At 61.9% G+C, this 21,375-nt stretch carries 24 protein-coding genes; 17 read left to right on the plus strand and 7 right to left on the minus strand.

The genetic code is table 11. The annotated features are described in order from the left end of the window. Positions 1-192: 192 nt before the first annotated feature. Positions 193-420 carry an EF-hand domain-containing protein gene (locus BG457_RS17810; RefSeq protein WP_084657708.1) on the plus strand — a complete coding sequence of 76 codons (228 nt, stop codon included), beginning with the start codon at positions 193-195 and terminating at the stop codon, positions 418-420. Positions 421-665: 245 nt separating this feature from the next. Here the strand turns inward: BG457_RS17810 and tsf are convergent, their stop codons facing one another. The 4 genes from tsf to deoD all read right to left on the minus strand — a co-directional run bounded on the left by tsf (position 666) and on the right by deoD (position 4,002). Further along, positions 666-1,559, minus strand: coding sequence for a translation elongation factor Ts (gene tsf / locus BG457_RS17815; protein WP_071799299.1), 894 nt, complete (start codon positions 1,557-1,559; stop codon positions 666-668). 77 nt (positions 1,560-1,636) lie between these two features. Next, positions 1,637-2,416, minus strand: coding sequence for a 30S ribosomal protein S2 (rpsB, locus tag BG457_RS17820; RefSeq protein WP_071799053.1), 780 nt, complete (start codon positions 2,414-2,416; stop codon positions 1,637-1,639). A gap of 180 nt (positions 2,417-2,596) precedes the next feature. Next, on the minus strand, positions 2,597-3,298 hold the full coding sequence (locus BG457_RS17825) for a protein kinase family protein (RefSeq protein ID WP_071799055.1): 702 nt from the start codon (positions 3,296-3,298) through the stop codon (positions 2,597-2,599). After that, positions 3,298-4,002: a purine-nucleoside phosphorylase gene (gene deoD, locus BG457_RS17830; protein WP_071799300.1), complete on the minus strand. Its 705-nt coding sequence runs from the start codon at positions 4,000-4,002 to the stop codon at positions 3,298-3,300. The genes BG457_RS17825 and deoD overlap by 1 nt, the downstream gene beginning before the upstream one ends. A gap of 96 nt (positions 4,003-4,098) precedes the next feature. Between deoD and hisB the strand changes: the two genes are divergently transcribed. The 11 genes from hisB (at position 4,099) to dtd (ending at position 14,107) form a co-directional block, all read left to right on the plus strand. Next, complete coding sequence (hisB, locus tag BG457_RS17835) at positions 4,099-4,686, plus strand: imidazoleglycerol-phosphate dehydratase HisB (protein WP_071799057.1); 588 nt, start codon at positions 4,099-4,101, stop codon at positions 4,684-4,686. A 1-nt stretch (position 4,687) separates the two neighbouring features. Then, positions 4,688-5,326, plus strand: coding sequence for an imidazole glycerol phosphate synthase subunit HisH (hisH, locus tag BG457_RS17840; protein ID WP_071799059.1), 639 nt, complete (start codon positions 4,688-4,690; stop codon positions 5,324-5,326). 85 nt (positions 5,327-5,411) lie between these two features. Next, complete coding sequence (locus BG457_RS17845; RefSeq protein ID WP_071799062.1) at positions 5,412-6,272, plus strand: pseudouridine synthase; 861 nt, start codon at positions 5,412-5,414, stop codon at positions 6,270-6,272. Between the two features lie 219 nt (positions 6,273-6,491). Continuing rightward, positions 6,492-7,355 (plus strand): 5-bromo-4-chloroindolyl phosphate hydrolysis family protein, encoded by an 864-nt coding sequence (locus tag BG457_RS17850; protein WP_071799064.1) that lies wholly within the window; start codon positions 6,492-6,494, stop codon positions 7,353-7,355. 52 nt (positions 7,356-7,407) lie between these two features. Then, complete coding sequence (locus tag BG457_RS17855) at positions 7,408-8,586, plus strand: toxic anion resistance protein (RefSeq protein ID WP_071799066.1); 1,179 nt, start codon at positions 7,408-7,410, stop codon at positions 8,584-8,586. Positions 8,587-8,590: 4 nt separating this feature from the next. Further along, the gene (locus BG457_RS17860; protein ID WP_175546828.1) at positions 8,591-9,595 is read left to right on the plus strand and encodes a DUF2927 domain-containing protein; all 1,005 of its coding nucleotides are present in this window, start codon (positions 8,591-8,593) and stop codon (positions 9,593-9,595) included. Between the two features lie 5 nt (positions 9,596-9,600). After that, complete coding sequence (locus tag BG457_RS17865; RefSeq protein ID WP_071799067.1) at positions 9,601-10,245, plus strand: DUF6338 family protein; 645 nt, start codon at positions 9,601-9,603, stop codon at positions 10,243-10,245. 180 nt (positions 10,246-10,425) lie between these two features. Then, positions 10,426-11,520 (plus strand): SPFH domain-containing protein, encoded by a 1,095-nt coding sequence (locus tag BG457_RS17870; protein ID WP_071799069.1) that lies wholly within the window; start codon positions 10,426-10,428, stop codon positions 11,518-11,520. A 122-nt stretch (positions 11,521-11,642) separates the two neighbouring features. After that, a complete protein-coding gene (locus BG457_RS17875; protein ID WP_071799071.1) occupies positions 11,643-12,734 on the plus strand; it encodes a TFIIB-type zinc ribbon-containing protein in 1,092 nt (363 codons plus the stop codon). Between the two features lie 12 nt (positions 12,735-12,746). After that, the gene (locus BG457_RS17880; RefSeq protein WP_071799074.1) at positions 12,747-13,664 is read left to right on the plus strand and encodes a carbohydrate kinase family protein; all 918 of its coding nucleotides are present in this window, start codon (positions 12,747-12,749) and stop codon (positions 13,662-13,664) included. Continuing rightward, positions 13,664-14,107: a D-aminoacyl-tRNA deacylase gene (gene dtd / locus BG457_RS17885; RefSeq protein ID WP_071799076.1), complete on the plus strand. Its 444-nt coding sequence runs from the start codon at positions 13,664-13,666 to the stop codon at positions 14,105-14,107. The genes BG457_RS17880 and dtd overlap by 1 nt, the downstream gene beginning before the upstream one ends. 41 nt (positions 14,108-14,148) lie before the next feature. Here dtd and BG457_RS17890 read toward each other — a convergent pair whose 3' ends face one another. The 3 genes from BG457_RS17890 to BG457_RS20370 form a co-directional block, all read right to left on the minus strand. Then, positions 14,149-14,850 carry an HAD family hydrolase gene (locus BG457_RS17890; RefSeq protein WP_071799078.1) on the minus strand — a complete coding sequence of 234 codons (702 nt, stop codon included), beginning with the start codon at positions 14,848-14,850 and terminating at the stop codon, positions 14,149-14,151. Positions 14,851-14,878: 28 nt separating this feature from the next. After that, positions 14,879-15,919 (minus strand): aldo/keto reductase, encoded by a 1,041-nt coding sequence (locus tag BG457_RS17895; RefSeq protein WP_071799080.1) that lies wholly within the window; start codon positions 15,917-15,919, stop codon positions 14,879-14,881. A gap of 68 nt (positions 15,920-15,987) precedes the next feature. Beyond that, on the minus strand, positions 15,988-16,257 hold the full coding sequence (locus BG457_RS20370; protein WP_071799082.1) for an I78 family peptidase inhibitor: 270 nt from the start codon (positions 16,255-16,257) through the stop codon (positions 15,988-15,990). 409 nt (positions 16,258-16,666) lie between these two features. On the opposite strand from BG457_RS20370, the gene BG457_RS17905 reads away from it, so the two are divergent. The 5 genes from BG457_RS17905 to BG457_RS17925 all read left to right on the plus strand — a co-directional run bounded on the left by BG457_RS17905 (position 16,667) and on the right by BG457_RS17925 (position 21,336). Beyond that, the gene (locus BG457_RS17905) at positions 16,667-17,170 is read left to right on the plus strand and encodes a type III secretion system chaperone family protein (RefSeq protein ID WP_071799084.1); all 504 of its coding nucleotides are present in this window, start codon (positions 16,667-16,669) and stop codon (positions 17,168-17,170) included. A gap of 71 nt (positions 17,171-17,241) precedes the next feature. Continuing rightward, complete coding sequence (gene proC, locus BG457_RS17910) at positions 17,242-18,045, plus strand: pyrroline-5-carboxylate reductase (protein WP_071799086.1); 804 nt, start codon at positions 17,242-17,244, stop codon at positions 18,043-18,045. After that, a complete protein-coding gene (locus BG457_RS17915; protein ID WP_071799089.1) occupies positions 18,042-18,380 on the plus strand; it encodes a tRNA-binding protein in 339 nt (112 codons plus the stop codon). The genes proC and BG457_RS17915 overlap by 4 nt, the downstream gene beginning before the upstream one ends. A gap of 12 nt (positions 18,381-18,392) precedes the next feature. Next, positions 18,393-19,343 carry a 2-hydroxyacid dehydrogenase gene (locus BG457_RS17920; protein ID WP_071799091.1) on the plus strand — a complete coding sequence of 317 codons (951 nt, stop codon included), beginning with the start codon at positions 18,393-18,395 and terminating at the stop codon, positions 19,341-19,343. A gap of 298 nt (positions 19,344-19,641) precedes the next feature. Beyond that, positions 19,642-21,336, plus strand: coding sequence for a DUF262 domain-containing protein (locus tag BG457_RS17925; protein WP_071799092.1), 1,695 nt, complete (start codon positions 19,642-19,644; stop codon positions 21,334-21,336). The last annotated feature ends 39 nt before the right edge of the window (positions 21,337-21,375 follow it).

A 21,375-nucleotide genomic window follows, 5' to 3' on the forward strand; every position in this document is an offset into this window, starting at 1 on the left:
CGGTCGGGCGATGCGGCAAGCGGGGCATTTCCGGCAAAGTTTCGCCGCGCGAAAGCAGCCGGTTTGCAGCTTTCCGCCAGCCCGCGCCACCGGGCCTTCCGAGAGGCTTGCGGTTCGCGCCCTGCGCGCACATCTTCCGCTTGCAGTTGCCCGGGGTGGTCCCGGGCAACGCGTTAAGCGAAGGAGAGAAAGATGAAATCCATTCCGTCACTCGCAGCCGCAATCGTTCTGATGGCCGGTCTGGCACATGCGCAGGACATGGACGCGACAAGCTGGACGCAGGAAGAGTTCCTGGCTGCCTATCCCGAGCTGACCGTTGAGCAGTTCGAGCAGATCGACCTGAACGGTGACGGCATCATCGATCCGGACGAATATCTGCTGGCGATTGATGCCGGTCTGATCGAGCCGCTGGAAGGCTGATTGATCAGTGCGCGATCACATGCTCGTAACATGCGACCGCGCTGCCCTATATTGACCCACAAGTCATAACAAGGGGTGTCGCAATGCTGCGGCACCCCACCATCAAGCCCGATCTGGCCGCAAAAGTCCAGTGATCGGGCCTCGCGGAGGACTGAACTCGCTCACGTCCGTCATCCCCACAGACCGCCAAACGCAAAACGGCACCCGCGCGGGGTGCCGTCTCATAGTCTTCAAATCCCGCAGGATCAGGCGTTCAGTTTCGCCACTTCTGCTGCGAAATCTTCTTCCTTCTTCTCGATCCCCTCGCCCACGCCCATACGGACGAAAGCGACGATCTCGACACCCGCATCCTTCGCCGCCTGTGCGACGGTGATATCGGGGTTCATCACGAATTTCTGGTTCACCAGCGTGTTCTCTTCCAGAAACTTCTTCATCCGGCCCGGAATGATGTTGTTGGTGATCACGGCCTCGGGCTTGGGCTTGTCTGCGGTCGCGTTCTCTTCCAGCGCCTTCTGGGTCTGAACCGCGCGTTCGCGCTCGACCAGTGCCGGGTCAAGCGCGGCCTCGTCCAGCGCCAGCGGGCTGGAGGCGGCGATATGCATCGCGATCTGCTTGCCAATGCCGTTATCTGAACCTTTCAGCGCGACCAGCACACCGATCCGGCCCATGCCTTCGCCAGCGGCATTATGGACATAAGAGGCCACAGTGTCGCCTTCGACCGCATCCATGCGGCGCAGGGTCATGTTCTCGCCGATCTTGGCGATGGCATCGGTCAGCACGGTCTCGACCGGCTTGCCGCCCAGATCCGCGGCTTTCAGCCCGGCAAGATCGCTCACACCCAGCGCGGCTGCGGTGATCTGTGCCACCATGCCCTGGAATTCGGCATTCTTGGCCACGAAATCGGTTTCCGAGTTGATCTCGACAGCGACACCTTTGCCACCTTCGACAGCCACACCCACCAGACCCTCAGCCGCCACACGGTCGGCTTTCTTGGCGGCTTTCGCCAGACCTTTGGTGCGCAGCCAGTCAACTGCGGCGTCCATATCGCCATTATTCTCGGTCAGGGCCTTCTTGGCATCCATCATGCCTGCGCCGGTTGATTCGCGCAGTTCCTTCACCATCGCAGCGGTGATCGTCATGGTCATTTCTCCTGCAAATCAGATGTGACAGGGCGGGGCTAACCCGTCCCTGTCACGAAATCATGTCACGGGTGCGTTCAGGCGTCCGAGGCTTCAGCCCCAGCCTCGGCGAGAACTTCCTCGACCGGTGCCTCTTCCAGCGCACCAAGGTCGATGCCCGCCGCACCCATCTGTGCGCTCATCCCGTCAAGGGCGGCACGCGCGGCCAGATCGCAATAGAGAGCGATGGCGCGGGCGGCGTCGTCATTGCCGGGAATGATGTAATCAACACCTTCGGGCGGGCAGTTGGTATCGACCACGGCCACGACCGGAATGCCCAGCTTCTTGGCTTCCAGAATGGCCAGATCTTCCTTGTTCACGTCGATCACGAACAGCAGGGACGGCAGGCCGCCCATATCGCGAATCCCGCCAAGGCTGGCCTGCAGCTTGGCCTGCTCGCGCTCCATGCCCAGACGTTCTTTCTTGGTCAGGCCCTCGGCGCCGCTGGCGAGTTGCTCGTCAATGGCTTTCAGACGCTGGATCGACTGGGACACGGTTTTCCAGTTGGTCAGCGTGCCGCCCAGCCAGCGGTGGTTCATGTAATATTGCGCCGAACGCTCGGCGGCATCGGCCACATGCTTGGCGGCCTGACGCTTGGTGCCGACGAAAAGGACGCGCCCGCCCTTGGCTACGGTCTCACGGATCACATTCAGCGCCGCGTCGAGCATGGGCACGGTCTGGGTCAGGTCGAGAATGTGGATGCCATTGCGCTCGCCATAGATATAGGGCGCCATGCGCGGGTTCCAGCGCTGGGTCTGGTGGCCGAAGTGAACGCCAGCTTCCAAGAGCTGACGCAGCGAGAATTCAGGAAGCGCCATATCGTTTTCCTTTCCGGTTTGCGCCTGAGCAGAGGGTTTCAAGGCATGCCGCCTCAACCGGTGGACCTGCGGGGGCTGTCTGTCCCGTGGCCCGACCTCTGCCTGTGAAGTGGCGCGCTGTTAGCGCAAGGCTGCGCGGAAGGCAAGAGGCTGCAGTAGGGTGCGTGCTCAGCACGCACCTTACCTTTGGTCACGCAATGCCGCGATGATGGCGCGCATCCTTGTGCCAAAGCCCGCATAGCCGCCCGCGGCATGAAATTCCGCCAGACGGGCCGCGATCTCACCGCTGAAAGGCACGCCATCAAGCGCGGCAATGTCGAAATCGATCAGCGACAGACGGCCCCCGGCATCCAGGCACAGGTTGCGCCCGTCGCGGTGCAGGTCAAGATGCACCACCCGCGCGGCCTCCAGCGCCGCCAGAATCGTCGCGATCTGCATCTCTGCATCAGGGACACGGATCTGCCGCCCCGCCGTCCGAAGCGCCAGCAGCGTCTGGCCCTGATCGGTCAGTTCGAACCGCCCCGCCGGCATCTCCAGCGCCAGCAGCCGCGGAAACTGCGCCGCCCCCTGCCCCTGCGCCAGCCGGATCAGACAGGTCACTTCCAGATGCAGCGCCTGTTCGCGTGCAAGCCCGCTCCATAGCAGCCGCTCGCGCGCCTCTTTCCAATGCGTGACCGGCGTGCGCGGGGCCGCTGGCAGGTGGTAGCGCGCTGGAAATCCGCTCAGGATCGCGGGCTGCGGTGCATGCGGCTCCACCATCGCCAGTCGCGCGCGCAGGAAGGCGATTTCGCGCAAGGCGGCCTCATGGCGCGCCTTGAGCTTGCGCATGTTCGAAGCCAGCTTGCGGTGCTTCTCGGGCAGTTCCGCCGCATCCTGCGTCATCAGGCGAAGGCCGCGTCCAGCGCCAGTTCGATCATCGCGCCGAAACTCGTCTCGCGCTCGGCGGCACTCAGCTTCTCATGCGTCAGCAGATGGTCCGAAATGGTCAGCAAGGCCAGCGCGCGCGCCTTGTGCCGCGCCGCGACCGCATAAAGCTCGGCCGCTTCCATCTCGACGCACAGCACACCGTGGCGCATCATCACCTCGTTCAGATCCGGGCGCTCGTCATAGAAGACATCGGAGGAATAGATATTGCCGACATGCACCTGCGCGCCCTGCCCCGTCGCGGCGCTATATGCCGCGGAAAGCAGCCCGAAATCGGCACAGGGCGCGAAATTCAGCTCGCGGAAAATGCCGCGCGAGGGGGTTGTCAACGTGGTGCAGCTCTGCGCCAGCACGATATCGCGGATCGCCACATCGGGCTGCATTGCGCCCGCCGATCCCACCCGGATCAATGTCCTGGCGCCATAATCGCGGATCAACTCATTGGCATAGATCGAGAGCGACGCCATGCCCATGCCGGAGCCGTGGATCGTGACCCGCTGGCCCCGCCATGTGCCCGTATAGCCCAGCATCCCGCGCACCTGATTGACGCAGACAGGATCGTCCAGAAACCGCTCGGCGGCCCATTTCGCGCGCAAGGGATCGCCCGGCATGAGCACGGTTTCGGCAATCTCGCCCGGTTTCGCTCCGATATGAATGGTCATCTTTCGCCCCTTCGCCTGATCCGGCGCATGATTGCCCCCTTCCCCCATGCTGCGCAAGCGCCTATAGATCGGCGCGGAAGTTGAAAGGAGCCCCCGATGCGTCAGGCAAGGATCACCCGCAAGACGGCAGAGACCGATATCACGGTCACGATCAATCTCGATGGCACTGGCCAGTATCGCTGCGAAACCGGCGTGGGGTTTTTCGACCATATGCTGGACCAGCTTGCGCGGCATTCGCTGATCGACATGGAGATCCGCGCCACGGGCGATCTGCATATTGACGATCACCACACCGTCGAGGATGTGGGCATCGCGCTCGGTCAGGCGCTGGTCGCGGCGCTGGGTGACAAGCGCGGCATCCGGCGCTATGGCGAATGCCATCTGCCGATGGATGACGCGCAGATCCGCTGCGCGCTCGATCTGTCGGCGCGGCCCTGGCTGGTGTGGAATGTCGATTTCCCGACCGCGAAGATCGGCACATTCGACACCGAACTGGTGCGCGAGTTCTTTCAGGCCTTCGCCAGCCATGGCGGGATCACGCTGCATATCGACCAGTTGCACGGGATCAATTCCCACCATATCGCCGAGGCCGCGTTCAAGGCGGTTGCGCGGGCGCTGCGTGCGGCGGTCGAGCCTGACCCGCGCAAATCCGACGCGATTCCCTCGACCAAAGGGGCGCTCTGACGTGCTGACGGTTCTGGTTGATTACGACAGCGGCAATCTGCATTCCGCCGAGAAAGCCTTTCAGCGCATGGCGCAGGAGGTGGGCGGTGGCGAGGTGATCGTGACCACGCGGCCCGAGGATGTGGCCCGCGCCGACCGGATCGTGCTGCCGGGCGACGGGGCCTATCCCGCCTGTCGCCGCGCGCTGGGGGCCGTGGATGGCATGGTCGAGGCGCTGGAAGACGCGGTGCAGCGCCGCGCCGTGCCGTTCATGGGCATCTGTGTGGGCATGCAGATGCTGGCCACAACGGGGCGCGAATATGAAGAGGTGGCGGGGCTCGACTGGATCGGCGGCACGGTCGAGCGCATCGCGCCCGCCGATCCCGGCCTGAAAGTGCCGCATATGGGCTGGAATGATCTGGTGATCGACCGCGACCATCCGGTGCTGGAGGGGGTGGCGACGGGCGATCACGCCTATTTCGTGCATTCCTATCAGTTTCATGTGGCGGACCGGGCCGATCTTCTGGCACATGTGGATTATGCCGGGCCGGTGACGGCCATCGTGGCGCGGGACAATGTGGTCGGCACGCAGTTTCACCCCGAGAAATCGCAGGCAACGGGCTTGCGGATGATCGCGAATTTCCTGCGCTGGCGCCCCTGAGGCGCGGTCGGGAGGGGCGCTGCCCCTCTGTCGCCTGCGGCGCCATTCACCCCGGAGTATTTCGGGCAAGAAAATGAGGGTTCGAATGGCTGATACAGGAACAGGGGGCGAACGCATCGCGAAGGTTCTCGCACGCGCAGGTCTGGCCTCGCGGCGCGAGGCGGAAGCGATGATCCTTGCAGGCCGGGTCGCGGTCAATGGCAAGCGCATCGACAGCCCGGCACTGAATGTGGGGCCGCGCGACCGCATCAGCGTCGACGGCAAACCCCTGCCCGAGGCAGAACCGGCGCGGCTCTGGCTGTATCACAAGCCTCTGGGGCTGGTCACGACCACCAAGGATGAGGAAGGTCGCCCGACGGTCTTTGAGAACCTGCCCGAGGGGATGCCGCGGGTTATGTCGGTGGGGCGGCTCGATCTGAACTCGGAAGGCTTGTTGCTGCTGACCAATGATGGCGGGCTGAAACGCAAGCTGGAACTGCCCAGCACCGGCTGGCTGCGGAAATACCGCGTGCGGGTGAATGGCGCGCCGACGGATGACCTGCTTGCCCCCCTGCGCGCCGGTGTGGTGATCGAGGGCGAGCGCTTCCAGCCCATGATCGTCAGCATCGACCGCCAGCAAGGGGCCAATGCCTGGCTGACCATCGGCATTCGTGAGGGGCGCAACCGCGAAATCCGCCGCGCGCTTGCGCAGGTGGGGCTGAGTGTGAACCGGCTGATCCGCGTCAGCTACGGGCCGTTCCAATTGGGTACGCTGGCCAAGGGCGCGGTGGAGGAAGTCAAGGCGCGGGTGCTGCGCGAGCAGCTGGGGCGCGACCCGAACGAAGCGCTGGAGAAACCGCCTGCGCGCAAGCCCGGCGCGAAACCGGGCAAACCCCGTGGGGGTGCGCCTGCGCGGGGCACGCCGGGGCCGCGCAAACCGGGCAAGGGGCGCATCACGCGGCCGTGAGCGCGCGGGGCTTGTGCAGCGCCGCTGGAAATTCCATCTTTCAGATCAGGCGATTGCGCGCCGCTGAACTGTGACTTTCCCAGCGGCGCATCTTCGCCTATAGTCCGGGATGTGTAGTGAGGGAGTGTGCGTTTCATGTCCGCGACAGGGTTGCAGAAAACATCCTTTGCCCTGCTTGTGGCGCTGATGATCTATGTGGCCGTGATCGGGGGCTGAGGCATGAGCCAGCAATTCGGCGGGCGCTACAGCCCGAACGCGCCCCGCACCCCTGCCAGCCCCCCAAAACGGCCGCATCCGGTTGGCGCGCGGGTGAATATCCTTTTCGTGCTGCCCTTCCTCTTTGCCATCACGGCATTTTTCAAACCGCCCGCAGGTCTGGCGCTGAATCTTGCGGCTTTCGGGCTGCTGATGCTGGCCGCCTGGCTGACCCGCGACGGCGTGATCGCGCAGGCCGCCTATGACGCGCGCAGTGTCGCGCGCAGACCGGCGATTCCGCGCAAGATATTCGGCGCAGTGCTGACCGGGCTGGGCCTCGGTGTGGCGGCGTTTTCTGCCGGTCCGGGGGCGGCGCTTCTGCTTGGCGGGCTGGGCGGGGCGCTGCATTTCGGGGCGTTCGGGGCCGATCCACTGCGTGACAAGGGCATGGAAGGGGTCGACCGATTCGAAACTGACCGCGCCACAAAGGCTGTGGAAGAGGCCGAGACTTACCTCAGCGAAATGGCGGAGGCGATCAAGCGCAGCGGCGACCGGGCGCTTTCGCGCCGGATCGAGGCCTTCAGCGCCAATATCCGCCCGCTGTTTCGCGCGGTCGAGAATGACCCCCGCCGTCTGAATTCGGCGCGCCGGTATCTGGGCGTCTATCTGATCGGGGCGCGCGATGCGACGGTCAAATTCGCCGAACTCTATGCGCGCAGTCGCGATGCGGGAGCCCGCACCGAGTTCGAAGCGCTGCTGGATGATCTGGAATCGCGCTTCACGCTGCGTCGCGAGGCGCTGCTGGAAAGCGACCGCACCGATCTGGAAATCGAAATCGAGGTTTTGCGCGAAAGGCTCGACCGCGAAGGCCTGCGCCTGCGTGACTGATACAATCGCGGGATAAAACCGACCCGCCGGAACCAGACAGAGAGGGACGACCATGGCTGAGACGATCCGCAAACAGGCCGAGACACTGACTGAGGAAATCAACGCGCTGGTGGACACCCCGCTGGCGGAACCCGCAGCGGCGCTTGTGGCCCTGGAAGAGGCCCCGGCGGAAGCTGCGGATGCCATCCGCACGCGCATGGGCGAGATCGACATGGGCCAGACCAGCACGATCATCGGGTTTGGATCGCGCGCGCAGATGGACCTCCAGCAGATCAGCCAGTCCATGCTCGCTGATGTGAAGAACAAGGATCTGGGCCCCGCGGGCGACGGGCTGCGCGAGATGGTCTCGACCCTGCGCGGCTTCTCGGTCTCGGAGCTGGATACGCGACGGCAGCGCAGCTGGTGGGAGCGCCTGACCGGCAAGGCCGCGCCCCTTGTCAAGTTTCAGGAACGCTACAACACAGTGCAAAGCCAGATCGACCGGATCACGGGCAATCTGCTGAATCATGAAACGACGCTGCTGAAAGATATCAAGGGACTCGACAAGCTTTATGAAAAAACGCTCGATTTCTACCATGAGCTTGCGCTCTATATCGCGGCGGGCGAAGCCAAGCTGAAAGAGCTCGATGCCAATGACATCCCGGCCAGGCAGGCCGAGGTTGACGCGGCCGCCGAGAATGACAAGGTGCTGAAAGCACAGGAATTGCGCGACCTGCGGGCTGCGCGCGATGATCTGGAACGCCGGGTGCATGACCTGAAACTGACGCGGCAGGTCACGATGCAATCGCTGCCCTCCATCCGGCTGGTGCAGGAAAATGACAAATCACTTGTGACCAAGATCAACTCGACGCTGGTCAATACTGTGCCGCTCTGGGAAACCCAGCTGGCCCAGGCGCTGACCATCCAGCGCTCGCGCGAGGCCGCAGCGGCGGTGCGCGCCGCGAATGATCTGACCAATGACCTGCTCACCGCCAACGCAGAGAATCTGCGCGAGGCCAATCGCGAGGTGCGCGAAGAGATCGAGCGCGGGGCGTTCGATATCAATGCGATCAAACAGGCCAATGAGACGCTGATCGCCACGATCGAGGATAGCCTGCGTATTGCCGATGAGGGGCGCAGCAAGCGGGCCGCGGCAGAAGAGGAACTGACCAAGATGGAATCCGAGCTGCGCAACGCGCTCGCCTCGGCCCGGTCGCGCGATGGCGAGGCGGCCCGTCCGTCCGACGTGTAAGCCGATGCTCCGGGCGGCACGACATTCCCTGCCCTGCCCGGACCGGCACCCGCCTGCGCGGGGCTTGCAGTTCTGCGCGCTGGCCGTCACAATGCTGTTGCTTGCGGGCTGTATCCGGCCGCTGCAGCCCCCGACCGTGACCGCCCCGGAAAGCAGCGCCGCGCCGCAACCCAGACCCGCTGCGACCGCCCCGATCGAGGCTGCAGCCGCGCCTGATCAGGTGGCAGAATATTTCGCGTCGCTGGAAGCGCAGCGTCTGTCCAAGGGGCTGTTGCGGCGCGACCGCGCCCCGCGCGATCTGCCGGTCTCGACCCATCTGGTCGAGGAGGCCTTCGTGCGTGTAGCACTTTACGAAGAGTATGTCCTGACCGGCACCCGCGTGATCGAGCGCGAAACCCCCTCCAGTCTGCGCCGCTGGCAGGCGCCGGTGCGGATGCAGATGACATTCGGCGACTCGGTGCCCGCATCTACGCGCGGATCAGACGCGGCTTTTGTCACCCGCTATGCCGCACGTCTGTCCGGGCTGACTGGCCATCCGGTTTCGCGCGTGGATCGGGGCGGGAATTTTCATGTCCTGGTGCTGAACGAGGCCGAGCGCCGGAACAGTGGTCCGCAACTGCAACAACTGATCCCCGGTCTCGATTCGGTAACGCTTGATCTGGTGCGCGACCTGCCGCTGACCGTCTCCTGCCTTGTGCTGGCCTTCTCGCGCAGCGGGACGGATACCTATACCGATGCGCTGGCCATCATCCGCGCCGAATTGCCCGACCTGTCGCGCCGCGCCTGCTATTACGAGGAACTGGCGCAGGGAATGGGCCTGCCCAATGACAGCCCGCGCGCGCGCCCGTCGCTGTTCAATGATTCGGCGGAATTCGCGGTGCTGACAGTGCTGGATGAGCAGTTGCTGCGCATCCTCTACGACCCCCGTCTGCGCCCCGGCATGCGTGAAGCCGAGGCCCGCCCCGTGATCCGGAGCATCATCAATGAATTGATGGCGGGCGAGAGTTAGGACGAATGGCTGATCTGTTGCGTCCGGAGACATTCGAATTTTTTGCACGCTTTCTGCTTGCAGGATTCATCATAATCTCGGTCAGATCACGCCTGACGGCCGCACGGTCGCCCAAACCAGGAGAAATCCTGCTTGATGCCGTAGTCCTGAGTCTGATCAATCAAGCGGTCTTCTTGGGCATTAGCGCACTTGTAGGTTCTATACCTGCGGTTGCCGTCTCAAACCGGGTATTCGACACGGGCATCAACAGCCTCGCGTTTTATGCCGAGATTCTGGTTTGTCCTGTTGTTCTTGGCATCCTCTTTGGGCGCTTCGCGGGTTCAGGTACTGTCGGTTTCGTGTTGAGGCGTCTGTCAATGCCCGGGACCCACCCCATCGCAGAAGCGTACGATTTCGCATTCGCAGGCGGAAAGTCAAAAGGTTTTGTAATCCTGACTTACAGCGATGATACCGTAATATTCGGCTATTTTGGTGATCAATCACTGGCTGCAAGTGACGACAAGCGTAGCGATATTTTTCTGGAAGCCTTATATGTTGTAGAAGATGGTCAGTGGCGGATGGCGTCACCCCCGCGGGCCGCATGGATTTCACTTGCAGGAATTCGGTCTATCGAGTTTCTGAAATCAGAGGAGAATACCAATGGAGCGTAGGGTCCTCGTTGAAGGCTACACGACGACTGGTCGGAGGGTTGTCGAGTCAGGGATGGTCAACAACGGCTATCAGCCACCGACTACTTCCAAACCAGCGCCGCCACCACCACCACCCAAGGGCGGATCGGCGGTATCGAAACCGCCCAAGAACTAACTACCGGATAATAAGGAACGCTCGCCATGGTTTTCAGCTTCCTCAAAGGCCAGTTCATCGATGTTATCGAATGGACCGATGCCAGCCGCGACACGATGGTCTATCGCTTCGAGCGCTATGGCAATTCGATCATGTATGGCGCGAAGCTGACCGTGCGCGAAGGGCAGATGGCGGTCTTCATCCATGAAGGCCAGCTTGCAGATGTGTTCGAGCCGGGCATGTATCTGCTTGAGACCAACAACATGCCGCTTCTGACCGCGCTGCAGCACTGGGATCATGGGTTCAACTCGCCCTTCAAATCGGAAATTTATTTCGTCAACACGCGCCGTTTCACAGGGCTGAAATGGGGCACACAGAACCCGGTCATGCTGCGAGACCCTGAATTCGGGCCGCTGCGGCTGCGGGCTTTTGGCTCCTACGCGGTGCGGGTGAAAGACCCGGCGCCCTTCATGCGCGAGATCGTGGGCACGGATGGCGATTTCACCGAAGACAAGATTGCAGGCCAGATCCGAAATATCGTGGTGCAGAAGGTCAGCCGCGTGCTGGCGGCAAGCGGGATCCCGGCGCTGGATATGGCCGCGAATACCAAGGATCTGTCCGATGTGGTCGCCAAGGCGATTGCGCCTACGCTGGAAGAATACGGGCTGGAAATGCCCGAACTCTATATCGAGAATATCTCGCTGCCGCCCGAAGTGGAAAAGGTGCTCGACCAACGCACCAGCATGGGGATCGTGGGCGATCTGAACAAATACACCCAGTTTTCGGCCGCACAGGCCATGCAGAAAGCCGCCGAGGGCGGCGGCGATGGCGGCATGGGGGCCGGGCTGGGCGCAGGCATGGGCATGGGGATGGGCATGGCCATGGCGCAGGCGATGGGCCAGAACCAGGGGGCCGGACCCTCTGCCCCGCCACCGCCCCCGCCAGCGTCCGAGCCGATGTGGCATATTGCCGAGAATGGCCAGACGCGCGGACCCTTCGCGCAGTCGCAGCTTGCGGGCCAGATCACCCGTGAGACGCTGGTATGGACCGAAGGGCAATCGGGCTGGCAGAAAGCCGGGGATATCCCGGCACTCGCGGGCCTTTTCGCCTCCATGCCCCCGCCCCCGCCCCCTGCGGGCTGAGGCATATGCGCTGCCGGCGCACGCCGTTGCTTGCGTCGGGTTTGAGTATTTTCAGCAAGAAAATGTAGAGTTAGGCTTGAAAACCAGAGGCCGACACACGGCCCGATATCTCAGGACAGGGCATGGCCACGACACAACTGGAGCACCGTTTTCCCTGCGCCCAATGCGGTGCCTCGCTGCGGTTTGAACCGGGACAGGCGCGGCTGTCCTGCGAATATTGCGGCCATGAACAGCCCATCCCGCAGATGGATGACGCGACCCGCGTCACTGCGCTGCAATCGCTGGATTATCACGAAGCTGTCGCCCAGACCCTGCCTGCAGACGAGTTCGAGGAAACCCGTGTCGTGCATTGCGACACTTGCGGGGCCGAAGTGCAGTTCGAGGCGCATATCCATTCGGCGGAATGCCCTTTCTGCGCCTCGCCGGTCGTTACTGATACTGGCACACATCGCCATATCAAACCGCAGGCGATCCTGCCCTTCCGCCTGTCCGAGCGCGAGGCGCATGAACGCATGGGTAAATGGCTGAAATCCCTGTGGTTCGCGCCTTCGGAACTCGCGAAATATGCGCGCAGCACCGGCAAGCTGAACGGGCTTTATGTGCCCTATTGGGCCTTCGATGTGGCCACGCGCTCGCGCTATTCGGGCCAGCGCGGCACGCATTATTATGTCATGGTCGGATCGGGCAAGAATGCGCGGCGCGAGCGGCGCACGCGCTGGAGCCCGGCCTCGGGGCGGGTGCAGCGGCAGTTTCTGGATCTGCTGGTGATTGCTTCGCAATCGCTGCCACGCGCCAATGCACGGCGGCTGGAGCCCTGGACGCTGGCCGATCTGCAACCCTATAGCGCCGATTATCTGTCGGGCTTCCGGGCCGAGGGGTACACGGTCGCACTGCCCGAAGGGTTCGATGCGGCCAAAGAAATCATGGACGAGCAGATCCGCGCCGATGTGTGCCGTGATATCGGTGGCGATGAGCAGCGCATCACCTCGCTCGACACCGATTACAGTGAGGAGCGCTTCAAGCATCTGCTGCTTCCGGTCTGGATGGCGGCCTATCGCTACCGGGGCAAAAGCTACCGTTTCATCGTCAATGGCCAGACCGGCCGCGTACAGGGCGAGCGGCCCTGGTCGGTCTGGAAGATTGCGGGCGCGGTCATGTTTGCGCTAGCATTTCTGGTCCTTGCCTTTTATGTCGCAGAAATGGGTGGATTCTAGAGGGAGAGTTCCATGATCCTCTGTGCCGGTGAAGCGCTGATCGATATGCTGCCACGCGAAACAGTGGCGCAGGAGACCTGTTTCGCCCCCTATCCGGGCGGCGCGGTCTTCAACACCGCCATCGCGCTGGGGCGGCTGGGGCGTTCGGTGGGGTTTTTCTGCCCGCTCTCGGATGATCTGTTCGGCGCGCAACTGCGCGCGGCGCTGGATGCATCAGGTGTGGATCACAGCCTCTCGCCCGCCGTGGACCGGCCCTGCACATTGGCTTTCGTGACGCTGACGAACGGGCAGGCGCGTTATGCCTTCTATGACCGTGGCACAGCGCTGCGCGATCTGACCGAGGCGGAACTGCCCGATCTGCCCGCCGATGTGACGGCGCTGTTCTTCGGGGGGATTTCGCTGGTGGGTGATCCCTGCGGCGCGGCGTTTCAGGCGCTTTGCGCGCGCGCGGGCGAGCGGGTGGTGATGCTCGACCCCAATATCCGCCCCGGTTTCATCCGCGATGAGCCCGCCTATCGCGCGCGGCTGGAAGCGATGATCGCGCAATCCGATATCGTCAAACTGTCGGACGAGGATCTGCACTGGCTGATGGGCGCAGGCGATGTGGCGGATCTGGCCCGCGCGGTGCTGGCGCAGGGGCCGCAGATCGTGATCATCACCGAAGGGGCAAAGGGCGCGCGCGCCTTCAGCGCACTGGGCGAAACCCATGCGCAGGCCAATCCGGTCGAGGTGGTCGATACGGTCGGCGCGGGCGATACGTTCAATGCGGGCTTTCTGGCCGGGCTGGCACAGGCCGATGCTCTGAGCAAACCGGGCCTTGCCGCATTGCGCCCCGAAACCCTGCACGAGGCGCTTGCGCTTGGCGCGCGGGCGGCGGCGGTGACGGTCTCGCGCGCGGGCGCGAACCCGCCCTGGGCGCAGGAGATCTGATGCGCGCGCTGGTGCAACGCGTCACGCAGGCGCGGGTCGAGGTTGCGGGCGAAACCGTCGGAAGCTGCGGGCCGGGCCTGCTGATTCTGGTCTGCGCGATGCAGGGCGACAGCGAGGCCGAGGCCGAGACACTGGCCGCGAAGATCCACAGGTTGCGGATTTTCCGCGACGCGGCGGGCAAGATGAATCTGGCGCTGAAGGATACGGGCGGCGAGGCGCTGGTCGTCAGCCAGTTCACCCTTGCCGCCGATACGCGCGGCGGCAACCGGCCCGGATTCTCTGCAGCGGCCGCCCCCGAGAGCGGCGAGAGGCTGTATTCGCATTTCGCCCAAAGCCTGCGCGCTCTGGGTGTCGCGGTCGAGACCGGACAGTTCGGGGCCGAGATGGCGGTGCATCTGGTCAATGACGGTCCGGTGACGATCTGGCTCGACACGGCGGCCTGAGCCGCCACAGGGACGAAAACAGCGCGGGCGGAACGGCCAGATCAGGCGCGGCGCAACAGGTCCGGCAGATGGCTGATATCGGGCAGGACCCTATCGGCATGGGGGGCGAGCGTCGCGGCATCGGCCAGCCCCGTCAGCACGGCCACCGTGGCCATGCCCGCCGCGCGGCCTGCGATCAGATCATGGGTGCTGTCGCCCACCATCACCACCCGCGCAGGCGCGATGCCGGTGCGCGCGGCAAAACCCAGCAACATGTCAGGCGCGGGTTTGGGCGTATAGCCGCTGTCATAGCCCAGCACTTCGGCAAAATGCTCGCGGATGCCCGCCCGCTCCAGATGCACGTGCGCAGGCGCCTCGCCATCATTCGTGGCCACCCCCAGCACCAGCCCCTGCCCCGCCAGCCGGTCGAGCAGTGGCACCAGCGGCACAGGCGGGACCATCTCGGCCTCGGCGGCAGTATCTAGCAGGAAATCGATAAGCCTCGCGCGCGGCATCTGCGGCAGAAGCGGCAAAAGCAGTGCTGCCGATTCGTCGAGCGTCCCCGCGATCACCGGCGAGGCCGGGTCAAACCGGCCTGCCCCGAGATCGAATTTCAGCGCATCGGCCAGCGCTGCCCGCAGCGCGGGATCACCCGGTGCGAGCGCCCCCAGCACTGTTTGCGCCCAGCCGGACCAACTGGCGGAGAAGTCGAATAATGTGCCGTCCTTGTCGAACAGCACGGCCTCGATCGTGTCAAACAGCATGGGATCGCTCACCCTTGGCAAAGCGGCGTCAATAGACCATCGGCATGGCGCGGTTCATCCGGTCGATAGTGGCGCGGATCTCTGGCGTGATCACCACATCCACCCCTTTCAGCAGATGTGCAAGCTGATCCGAGGTCGTGGCCCCGATGATCGGCAGCGTGGGTGCCGGGCGCGTCAGCGTCCATTGCACCGCCATATGCACCGGATCGAGCCCGAATTCATTGGCAATGGCCAGATAGCCCGAGACCGCCTCAAAAACGCGCCCGGTGATGCGCCCACCCAGATCCGGGTTCCTCTCACGTCGCGATCCCTCGGGCGTGACATTGCCTGCATATTTGCCGGTCAGCAGCCCCGCTGCCAGTGGCGAAAAGGCCAGCAGCGGCACGTTTTCGTTCCAGCAGGCTTCGGACAGGTCCAGATCGAAGCTCCGGCAGAGCAGCGAATATTCGTTCTGTAGGCTCAGGACGCGCGGCAAGCCCTCGCTTTGCGCCAGATGCAGCCAGTTTGCCAGCCCCCATGCGCTTTCATTCGACAGCGCGATATGGCGGATCTTGCCCTCGGCGATCAGATCCGCGGCACAGGTCAGGATCTCGCGCATATGCGCCAATGTCGCTTCGCGATTCTGACCGGAGGGATCAAAACTCCAGCTCTTGCGGAAATGATAGGAGCCGCGATTGGGCCAGTGCAACTGATAGATATCGATGCAATCGATCTGCAACCGCCTTAGCGAGCCCTCGACCGCTGCGCGCATCCGCTCTGCCGTGATCGGCGCGCCATCCTTGACGGCATTCGAACCCGCCCCGGTGATCTTGGTCGCGACCACCAGTCCCTCGGGCCTGCGCGCCGCGATCCAGCGTCCGACAATCTCTTCGGTGCGCCCGGCGGTCTCCAGGCGCACCGGATTGACCGGGTACATCTCTGCCGCATCAAGGAAATTCACCCCGGCATCAAAGGCCATGTCAAGCTGGCGATGGGCGTCGGATTCGTCGGTCTGGCTGCCATAGGTCATTGTGCCCAGACAATAGTCCGACACCAGCAGGTCTGACTGGCCGAGCTTGCGTTTCTTCATTAGCTGCCTCTGGATACCGTGGTCCTGCGCAACCTAACCTGTTTTGCGCGCAAGAAAACCCCGGATCGTCAGCCGCAGTAGATTCGCGTGATGATCTGGCCGTCGTCATGTTCGATATTCAGCCGGTCCTCGCGGTAATCCATCGTGACCGCCGTATCGGGCGCGATCACGCGCACAGGCTCGGGCAGATTATCCAGCGACATGGCCGACACGGGCTGGCCGACAAAGGCCTGCAATTCGTCGGCGATGCAGACTTGCGCCGTAGTTTCTTCCTCGGGGATCTGGGTTTGACAGGCCATCAGGGCAACGAGGCTGGCGGTCATGATCATGGCGCGCATGGGATCGGTCCTTTCTTCCAGAGCACATGTCAGGGTGCTGTTTTCACGACCATAGCAAAGCCCCGGACGGCCTGCACATGGTTTGGCAACAACCCCTGCGCATTGCGCGGGGACTTGCCAATTACGAACAAATATGGAACATCCTGCCCGGGGCCAGATCATCCCGACAGTGCGGCTTCGACCGCGCTGTGGACAAGGAAAGCCCCGGCGCGAAGGAAAGGAACAGCACAAAACCGGACCACGGGGGCACAGTTATCCCCAGTTTTCTGCGGCGGGCGCAAGTTTTTCCTTTACAGCCGCATTGTTTGATCACACCATATCTAGTAAGCGCACGGCAAGAGGCGCAAACGTGTAGCGGTCTTCCTCTGTGTCTTGGGGATCAGGACACAGGCAACGCAAAGAGGCAGATATGTCAGCAGCCGAGTTCTATCTTTCCTCCGACAGCCTGCACCCGATCGACATGGTTGAAACCCTGGCCGAGCATCACGCTTGGGATTTCGACCGCATGAATGATGACCAGATCGCCATGGCGGTCGAGGGGCAATGGCGCACCTATTCGGTGACGCTTGCGCTGGACCCTCATGACAACATGCTGCGGCTGGTCTGCACTTTCGAGATGGACCCGCCCGAAGCGGCCATGCCTGCGCTTTATGAGACGCTGAACCGCGCCAATGACATGGTCTGGTCAGGCGGTTTCAGCTTCTGGGACAGCCAGCGTCTGATGGTCTGGCGCTACGGGCTTCTGCTCAGCGAGGACCAGCCCGCCGGGATCGACCAGATCGAGCGCATGATCCGCTCTGCGCTCATGGCCGCAGAACGCTTCTACCCCGCCTTCCAGCTTGTCGCATGGGCCGATCACACGCCCGAAGACGCGCTGCGCATGGCCCTGGCCGAGGCGGTCGGTCGCGCATGAGCCGCGCCCCCTCTTGACCCCCACGCGCGCCGCGCGCATCAAGGGGTCAAGAACAAGAAAGGGGGCTTGGCATGGATTTCGACAGGATTGCCCGTGACGGCATGGTGCTCTTGGGCTGCGGCAAGATGGGCTCTGCCATGCTCGCCGGATGGCTGGCGCGGGGCGTGCCCGCGCCCAGTATCCATGTGATAGAACCCAACCCCTCGGACTGGCTGCGCGGCACTGGCGTCGCGCTCAATACAGCCCTGCCCCCTGCGCCTGCGGTGGCGATTGTCGCCGTGAAACCGCAGATGATGGGCGACGCCCTGCCCGCGCTGCAGGCCTTGGGCAATGGCGCCACCCTGTTTATCTCCATCGCCGCAGGCACCACGATGGCACGGTTTTCCGACGCGCTCGGGGGGCAGACGCCGATCATCCGCGCCATGCCCAACACCCCGGCGGCGGTCGGTGCGGGCATCACGGCGCTGATCGGCAATGCGCATGTGTCAGAGGAGCAGATGACCGTGGCCGAAGCACTGCTTGCGGCTGTCGGCCAGACTGTCCGGCTGGAGAGCGAGTCGCAGATGGACGCCGTGACCGGCCTCTCCGGCTCTGGTCCGGCCTATGTCTTCCATATGATCGAAGCCATGGCGCAGGCAGGCGTGGCGCAGGGGCTGGCCCCGGATCTCGCCATGCAGCTTGCCCGCGCGACCGTGATCGGCGCAGGCCAGCTTGCCGCCGCGTCAGACGACTCCGCCGAACAGTTGCGTATCAACGTGACCAGCCCCAACGGGACCACGGCGGCGGCGCTTGATGTGCTGATGCCCGACCTGCCCCCGCTGATGGCCCGCACGATCAAGGCGGCGACCGACCGCTCGAAGGAACTCTCGGCATGAGCACGATCAGCTTTGACGATTTTCTGAGGGTCGATATCCGCGCGGGCCGTGTGATCCGTGCCGAACCCTTCCCCGAGGCGAAGAAACCCGCGATCAAGCTCTGGATCGATTTCGGCCCCGAGATCGGAGAGAAGAAATCCTCGGCCCAGATCACCACGCTCTACTCCCCCGAGGCGCTGATCGGGCGGCAGGTCATGGCGGTGGTGAATTTCCCGCCCCGCCAGATCGGCCCGTTCCGCTCTGAAGTGCTGGTCCTTGGCGCCTCTGACGATCAGGGCCGCATCTCGCTGCTTGCCCCCGACCATGACGTGCCGCTTGGCGCGCGGATGCATTAGGAAAGGCACCCGATGGAACTCTTCATCACCCGCCCCATGCCCGACCGCGTGCTGGAGCGCGCAAAAGCGCATTTCAACGTCACCCTGCGCGAGCAGAACACGCCCTTGAAAAAGGGTGAGATGCGCGCGGCGCTGGTGCTCTATGACGTGGTGATCCCGACGCTGGGCGATCTTTTCACCGCCGAGGTGTTTGACGGCATGGCGGATGCGCGCTGCCGTCTGCTCGCCAATTTCGGCGTGGGCTACAATCATATCGATGTGACCGCGGCCCGCGCCGCCGGGATTGCCGTTACCAACACGCCGGGCGCTGTGACCGAAGCCACCGCCGATATCGCGCTGATGCTCATGCTGATGACCGCACGGCGCGCAGGCGAAGGCGAGCGTCTGGTGCGCTCGGGCAAATGGACCGGCTGGCACCCGACGCAGATGCTGGGCCTGCATCTGGGCGGCAAGACCTGCGGCATCATCGGCATGGGCCGGATCGGGCAGGCGATTGCGCGCCGCGCGCATTACGGGCTGGGGATGGAGGTGATCTATCACAACCGCTCGGCCAAAACGCTTGATCTGCCCGCGCGGCAGGTGGGCAGCCTGATGGAATTGATGGCCGCGTCCGATTGCGTCGTCCTCGCGGTGCCGGGCGGGCCGGAAACACGGCATCTGGTGGGCGCGAGCGAACTCGCCGCCATGCGCCCGCATGCGCATCTGATCAATATCGCGCGCGGCGATGTGGTCGAGGAAACAGCCCTTGTCGCCGCCCTGCAAGCGGGCCAGATCGGCGGCGCGGGGCTGGATGTCTATGAGTTCGAGCCGAAAGTGCCCGAGGCGCTGCGCAAGATGGAGAATGTGGTGCTGCTGCCGCATCTGGGCACCGCGGCTTTGGATGTGCGCGAGGAAATGGGGCTGATGGCGGTCGAGAACGCCATCGCGCATCTGGAGGGGCGCGGGCTGGTGAACCCGGTGTGAGGGGCGGCTTTGCGGGACTTTTCTGCCATTCGCTTCAACTGCGCAAAATCTGCTCGCAATTGCCGCATCACCGACGTGGATGGCGGTGACACTCTGCTCCCTGCGGCGACTACGAACGACAGCAGTACGCAGTGCAGACCTCGGAAAGCTTTGGTAGTGAATGTGGCCACAAGGCGATAAGCTGCTTGCCGATTGCGGCAGCTTACTTTTGCTCGGCTAAGCGTCTGCTTGCATCCGGCTATTGCTAACATTTTGGCTGACCGCTAACCTAGGTTAGCGGAGAAAGAGGTGAGCTAGAATGAAAATTGAGTCCCAAGACAAACGAATAGATGAACTTTTGAAAGGGAATATTTTCCTCATTCCGCGCTTTCAGCGAGAATACTCGTGGGAGCCAGATCACGTCTCGGCTTTCTGGTCAGATGTTATTGAGAACATGACCGAAGCTTATTTCATCGGAGCTATGGTTGTTTATAAGATTGAGCGCTCGACGTTAGCTGTTGTGGATGGGCAGCAACGGTTGACAACTATCACAATTCTACTTTGTGCAATTCGCGAAGCGTTCAAAGGTCTTGATCGTCTTGATCTAGCAGATGGTTTGCAAGCCTACATTGAGCAGAAAGACCGAGAAAACAAGACTGTTTATGTTCTCAAGACTGAGTCTTCTTTCCCATTTCTACAAGAGGAAGTTCTGAAAAGTGATGCTGCTGAAGTTCCTTTCGAAATCGGACGGGAAGAGGAAGCCATTCAGCGGGCATATGATATATTCAAGCATAACATTGCGGGAAAATTATCCGAGTACCTTGAGAACAAGGAGCAAAGTACTGAAGACAATCAAAAAGACGCAATTGCTTGGCTATCTACGCTACGTGATACCGTTTTTGACCTCAACTTGATACTTGTTACTTTGGATAACGAAGATGACGCATATCTGATTTTTGAGACTCTGAATACGCGCGGGAAGGACTTAGCGTTAGCAGACCTTTTGAGGAACCATTTCGCCAAGCTCATTCGCGCCGCTAGCGAAGTAGACCAGGTAAAAGAAAAGTGGGCTAGAGTTCAAGATACCATCAAGAGCTCCCCGATACAGCTAGACCCTGATACCTTCATCGTTCACTCATGGCAGTCTCGCTACGACTTTGTCACCAAAGCTAAGACCTTCCAGAAGGTGAAGGATCGGGTCAACAAAAAGAATGCGAAATCTCATCTTGACCGATTTTTATCCGACTCTGAACAGTGGCGATCAATTTTTGACACTGAATACCTCTGGTCCAAATCTGAAAAAGAAGCGGCGAGGTCGCTTAAGGCACTTCGAACCTTCAAAGTCGTCCAGCCAGCGCCGGGTCTTCTATCTTTAATTCGAGCTTATCGAGACAAGGTTATTAAGTACAAGTCACTTAGAAATGCACTTTCGAATATTGAAATATTCCACTTCGCGTTCAATGCTATCACTTCCTCTCGGTCATCCGGTGGAATTTCAGGAATGTACTCTTCATTTGGACGCCAGATTTTTGAGTGCAGTGACAGTGGGGAGGCCGCGAATGTCATTGCTGATCTTGTATCTAAATTGCAAGAACGGGAGGTGTCAGCATCAGAGTTTGATGTGGGTTTTGAACAGGTGATCTTTACAAATAAACACTCATCACAAAAGGCTCTCGTTCAGTATATCCTTAGGAAGGTCGCTATTTTTGAAGGTCAGCCATTTATTGGCGAAACTGATGATCTCACAATCGAGCACCTTATTCCACAATCCAATTCTAAATCGGATGAAGATCATTTGATCGTAGGTCAAATAGGAAACTTGATTCTTGTTGACCAGAAGACAAATGAAATGCTCTCCACAAATAACTTTAAAGAAAAGAAGAGAATTCTCGAAAGTAGGGGGTATAAGCTGCCTGGTGTGTTTGATGGTGTTGATAAATTAGATGAAGTAATTATCAGAGCCAATACTCAACGCATCTCTGAGCTAGCGCGGGGGGAAATATGGAAGGTTTAGGCTAAAAGGTTTTTGGGCGAAGCACGATCCATTTAGTTC

The organism is Natronohydrobacter thiooxidans (genome assembly GCF_001884735.1).
In the GTDB taxonomy this organism is placed as follows: Bacteria; Pseudomonadota; Alphaproteobacteria; order Rhodobacterales; family Rhodobacteraceae; genus Roseinatronobacter; species Roseinatronobacter thiooxidans_A.

Coding starts and splice junctions, on each gene's coding strand:
- BG457_RS20370 (WP_071799082.1), bottom strand. CDS start 16,257: ATGCGCGCCATGATCATGACCGCCAGCCTCGTTGCCCTGATGGCCTGT.
- BG457_RS17810 (WP_084657708.1), top strand. CDS start 193: ATGAAATCCATTCCGTCACTCGCAGCCGCAATCGTTCTGATGGCCGGT.
- BG457_RS17880 (WP_071799074.1), top strand. CDS start 12,747: ATGATCCTCTGTGCCGGTGAAGCGCTGATCGATATGCTGCCACGCGAA.
- BG457_RS17870 (WP_071799069.1), top strand. CDS start 10,426: ATGGTTTTCAGCTTCCTCAAAGGCCAGTTCATCGATGTTATCGAATGG.
- dtd (WP_071799076.1), top strand. CDS start 13,664: ATGCGCGCGCTGGTGCAACGCGTCACGCAGGCGCGGGTCGAGGTTGCG.
- BG457_RS17920 (WP_071799091.1), top strand. CDS start 18,393: ATGGAACTCTTCATCACCCGCCCCATGCCCGACCGCGTGCTGGAGCGC.
- BG457_RS17865 (WP_071799067.1), top strand. CDS start 9,601: ATGGCTGATCTGTTGCGTCCGGAGACATTCGAATTTTTTGCACGCTTT.
- tsf (WP_071799299.1), bottom strand. CDS start 1,559: ATGACGATCACCGCTGCGATGGTGAAGGAACTGCGCGAATCAACCGGC.
- BG457_RS17845 (WP_071799062.1), top strand. CDS start 5,412: ATGGCTGATACAGGAACAGGGGGCGAACGCATCGCGAAGGTTCTCGCA.
- BG457_RS17925 (WP_071799092.1), top strand. CDS start 19,642: ATGAAAATTGAGTCCCAAGACAAACGAATAGATGAACTTTTGAAAGGG.
- deoD (WP_071799300.1), bottom strand. CDS start 4,002: ATGACCATTCATATCGGAGCGAAACCGGGCGAGATTGCCGAAACCGTG.
- rpsB (WP_071799053.1), bottom strand. CDS start 2,416: ATGGCGCTTCCTGAATTCTCGCTGCGTCAGCTCTTGGAAGCTGGCGTT.
- BG457_RS17855 (WP_071799066.1), top strand. CDS start 7,408: ATGGCTGAGACGATCCGCAAACAGGCCGAGACACTGACTGAGGAAATC.
- BG457_RS17915 (WP_071799089.1), top strand. CDS start 18,042: ATGAGCACGATCAGCTTTGACGATTTTCTGAGGGTCGATATCCGCGCG.
- BG457_RS17860 (WP_175546828.1), top strand. CDS start 8,591: ATGCTCCGGGCGGCACGACATTCCCTGCCCTGCCCGGACCGGCACCCG.
- BG457_RS17905 (WP_071799084.1), top strand. CDS start 16,667: ATGTCAGCAGCCGAGTTCTATCTTTCCTCCGACAGCCTGCACCCGATC.
- BG457_RS17890 (WP_071799078.1), bottom strand. CDS start 14,850: ATGCTGTTTGACACGATCGAGGCCGTGCTGTTCGACAAGGACGGCACA.
- BG457_RS17850 (WP_071799064.1), top strand. CDS start 6,492: ATGAGCCAGCAATTCGGCGGGCGCTACAGCCCGAACGCGCCCCGCACC.
- BG457_RS17895 (WP_071799080.1), bottom strand. CDS start 15,919: ATGAAGAAACGCAAGCTCGGCCAGTCAGACCTGCTGGTGTCGGACTAT.
- BG457_RS17825 (WP_071799055.1), bottom strand. CDS start 3,298: ATGACGCAGGATGCGGCGGAACTGCCCGAGAAGCACCGCAAGCTGGCT.
- proC (WP_071799086.1), top strand. CDS start 17,242: ATGGATTTCGACAGGATTGCCCGTGACGGCATGGTGCTCTTGGGCTGC.
- BG457_RS17875 (WP_071799071.1), top strand. CDS start 11,643: ATGGCCACGACACAACTGGAGCACCGTTTTCCCTGCGCCCAATGCGGT.
- hisB (WP_071799057.1), top strand. CDS start 4,099: ATGCGTCAGGCAAGGATCACCCGCAAGACGGCAGAGACCGATATCACG.